This is a genomic window from Anaerotignum sp. (assembly GCF_045122575.1).
In the GTDB taxonomy this organism is placed as follows: domain Bacteria; phylum Bacillota; class Clostridia; order Lachnospirales; family Anaerotignaceae; genus Anaerotignum_A.
Genome location: NZ_JBGVHV010000184.1, coordinates 1 through 3,670, shown reverse-complemented (window position 1 = coordinate 3,670; position 3,670 = coordinate 1). Strand labels below are relative to the sequence as shown.

4 protein-coding genes and 1 pseudogene are annotated in these 3,670 nt (G+C 47.6%); all 5 read right to left on the bottom strand.

The window, feature by feature from the left end; all coding sequences use genetic code 11:
* A pseudogene (locus ACJMLT_RS09155) lies at positions 1-425 on the bottom strand (molybdenum hydroxylase); the annotation flags it as partial.
* 15 nt (positions 426-440) lie between these two features.
* Positions 441-1,070, bottom strand: a complete 630-nt coding sequence (gene yedF, locus ACJMLT_RS09150; RefSeq protein ID WP_405729804.1) for a sulfurtransferase-like selenium metabolism protein YedF — start codon at positions 1,068-1,070, stop codon at positions 441-443.
* Between the two features lie 3 nt (positions 1,071-1,073).
* Entirely contained in the window at positions 1,074-2,225 is a 1,152-nt protein-coding gene (locus tag ACJMLT_RS09145) for an aminotransferase class V-fold PLP-dependent enzyme (protein ID WP_405729801.1), read from the bottom strand.
* Between the two features lie 10 nt (positions 2,226-2,235).
* Positions 2,236-2,472 (bottom strand): DUF3343 domain-containing protein, encoded by a 237-nt coding sequence (locus tag ACJMLT_RS09140; protein WP_405729798.1) that lies wholly within the window; start codon positions 2,470-2,472, stop codon positions 2,236-2,238.
* Between the two features lie 10 nt (positions 2,473-2,482).
* Positions 2,483-3,505 (bottom strand): selenide, water dikinase SelD, encoded by a 1,023-nt coding sequence (selD, locus tag ACJMLT_RS09135; protein WP_405729795.1) that lies wholly within the window; start codon positions 3,503-3,505, stop codon positions 2,483-2,485.
* Positions 3,506-3,670: the final 165 nt, after the last annotated feature.

Below are 3,670 nucleotides of genomic sequence, written 5' to 3'. Positions count from 1 at the left end.
GAATGGCCGCGCATGGTTTCAATGACAGCATCCACATCTTCCCCTGCCGCAAAACCGGGGCCAAGGGCAACGGTGATTGGCGCCATATTTCTGTTTGTGCCAAGGTTTTTCTTGGCAAGGATACCATCTACCACAGCCATGGGTTTCAGTCTGTCAATGCTTTCTCCTTTGGGGTCAATGAGCATTGCAAGTTTACCTTCCTCCAGCGTAAAAACTGCTTCTTCCACAGTTTTTACAAGATGACAGGTCAGGTTTTCCACAGTCTGTGTGCCGTTATACACCGCTTCGGAAAAAGCCACATTTCTGCGGATGGCAGATGGTGTTTCTGTTTCCAGCACCAGAACTCTGAAGCCGCACTGATATAATTTATAGATCGTTCCGGTGGCGATATCTCCTCCGCCTCTGATGATCACAAGATTTTCCATAATGAACCCTCTCGTTTATGGTCTGACGATATTTTTCGCCTTTTCCATCACTTCTACGATTTCATACATATTTGTCACGGTACCCACAGCCAGTTTATCCTTGATGCCATAGAAATCCAGACAGGTGCCGCAGGTCAGGATATTTACACCTTCTGCTTCCAGTGCTTTCAGGTCTTCCAGTGTATCCGCTCCCTCGCAGGTCAGGTACGCCCCTGTGTTATAGCATACGATGGTTTCGGGCAGCTGATCCTGTTTTGTCACAGCAAAAACAAAGGCTTTCATCAGGTTTGTACCCAGTTTTTCATCACCTGTACCCATCACATTTGCAGACAGAACGATGACCATGCCGTTTTTTCTTGTATCTACCGCACAAACGATTTCTTCTTCCGCTTCTTCAGCCACAGTCTGAACAGCCGCATCAGAAACCACGTTAATAGTCACTTCAAATTCTTTTTCTGCTTTTTTCTCGCCTGTTGCAGAAAAACCTTTCTGTTTTGCAAATTTCTGCAGGTTCTGTACTGCAATTTCATTATCTACCAAAACGGTCAGAACATCACCTATATGCAGTTCTTCCGCTGCTTTTTTCGCATTTACCACAGGCAGAGGGCATGCCAGACCTCTTGCGTCTACGATTTTCTTTTCCATAAATCATTCCTCCATATCTTCAGGCGCAGCCAGTTCTCGGACAGCCTGAATTGCTGCATCAACTTCTTCTTCCGTATTGAAATGGGCAAAACTGAAACGAACCGCCCCTTGCTCTACCGTCCCCAGTGCTTCATGCATCAGAGGAGCGCAATGGGCACCGGGTCTTGTGGAAATGCCATACTGCATGGCAAGGGCATCACTGACTTCCGAAGAATCATAATCACAAATATTCAGAGTTACGATGGCACAGCGTTCCTTCGTGGAAAAATCGCCATATACCGTGATTCCTTCGATTTCTTTTACCCCGTCATAAAAACGAGTCATCAATGCCTGTTCCTTTTTACGGATGGCATCCAGACCTGTTTCCTGCAGATAACCTACTGCCGCCCTTAAACCTGCAAGACCATGGGCATTCAATGTACCTGCTTCCAAAGCCGTAGGCATCTGGGCAGGATGGGTTTTGCTATATGTCTGTACACCACTGCCGCCAGACAGTAATGGTTTCACCTGCAGACCTTCTTTTACAATCATACCACCTGTTCCCTGAGGACCAAGAAGACCTTTATGCCCTGTAAAACAAAGGATATCGATATGCATTTCCTGCACATTGATGGGAAACACGCCCGCAGTCTGGGAGGCATCCACCACAAAAAGGATTCCATGTCTTTTCGCAATTTCACCGACTTTTCTGATATCCACCACATTCCCTGTCAGGTTGGAGCCATGGGTACAAACGATGGCCTTTGTATTCTTCTTGATGTTTTTCTCAAAATCTGCATAATCGATACACCCCTGCCGGTCTGCAGGAATGATCGTCAGTTCCACGCCTTTTTCCTCCATCTCATACAGGGGACGAAGCACGGAATTATGCTCCAACGCCGTTGTAATGGCGTGGTCACCTTTTTCCAGAATCCCCTTAATGGCAATATTCAGGCTTTCTGTGGAATTCATGGTAAAAACCACCTGCATGGGATTTTCTGCATGAAAAAACTGTGCCAGTCTTTCCCTCGTATCATAAATGATACGGGAGGCATCCAAAGATGCATTATGACTGCCTCTGCCTGCATTGCCCATGGTGCTGAGGGCCTCTGTCACCGCCTGAATCACCACATCAGGTTTTCGCATTGTTGTTGCTGCATTATCTAAATAAATCATCTAAATCACCTCACACAAGGCATTCCTGCACTGCCTGCGGGCTGATGCCGTTCCGTTCCATCAGTGCCCGCAGGGCCGCTTCACTTTCCAGCTTCGCTGCCCAGGCAAGGCCACAGCCTGCGGAAATCGCACGGGGCACAGGAATGATCCTTCCGTCTGCCCCTGCTTCCTTACAGGCTTTTTCCATAGCCATCGCCTCTGTCGTTGTATGAAAGGTGATGATCAGCTTCCTTTCTTTTTTGATCATGACTTCACCATCATTTCACATATATTTCAAAATCATTTTTTTCTGTAATTTTGCCTACGATCGCCGCAGGAAGGCCTGCCTCCTGCATTTCCTTCCACATACTTTCCGCATCGGCAGGGTCAACTGCCAGAAGCAGACCGCCGGAAGTCTGGGGGTCAAACAGAACTTCCTCCATGGCAAAGGAAATATTTTCAAACTGCACATAGGATTCCACATGATTGCGATTTTTCTGTGCCGCCGCTGTCAGATAAAATTCGTCAGCATAGGCCAGTACATTCTGCATCACAGGTATCTGCTCCGCCATGACCTGACAGGAAAACTCCCCATCCAGCATTTCATGGAGATGACCCAGAAAACCAAACCCTGTTACATCCGTGCAGGCATGAACACGATATTTTCTGGAAATCTCCGCCGCCGTTTTGTTCAGCATCGTCATGGACTGTACTGCTTCTGCCATACTTTCTGCAGAAGCTTCACCAATGCGGTTTGCTGTACAGATGATGCCAACGCCCAGTTTCTTTGTCAGAACCAGAACATCCTCTGTCTGCACTGTATTGTTGGCATAAATTTTATCGGGATGGACAACACCTGTGACAGACAGACCATATTTCACGCCATCATCGGCAATGGAATGGCCGCCTGCCAATGTGCCGCCTGCTTCGATCACTTTTTCCGCGCCGCCCTGCAGGATCCTGCCCAATACATTCAGATCCATATCTTCAGGGAAACAAACGATATTCAGCGCTGTTTTCACTTCTCCGCCCATGGCAAATACATCGCTCAGGGCATTGGTTGCCGCGATCTGTCCAAAGAGATAAGGATCCTCCACCATCGGAGGAAAAAAATCCAGCGTCTGTACGATAGCCACATTCTCAGCCACTTTATATACCGCAGCATCATCCTTGCTGTCATAGCCGATCAGCAAATTTTCATCCACAGGTCCTCTGGGAAGCATCCCCAGCACCCTGCTCAGCACACCTGCCCCTAATTTGGCCGTACAGCCGCCGCCTTTGCAAAAAACGATATTTTCCATAAATATCCCTCTATTCCAAGTTTCTTATTTCTGCAGCAGTTCTACAAATGCAGACAGTCTTGTGCTGATCTAGCCTGCGTCACCGGAGGAATAATCCACCTCCAGACCCAAATAGGGCACACCTGCCTCTTCTGCTGTTTTTCTTATATAATGAGATTCGATTGC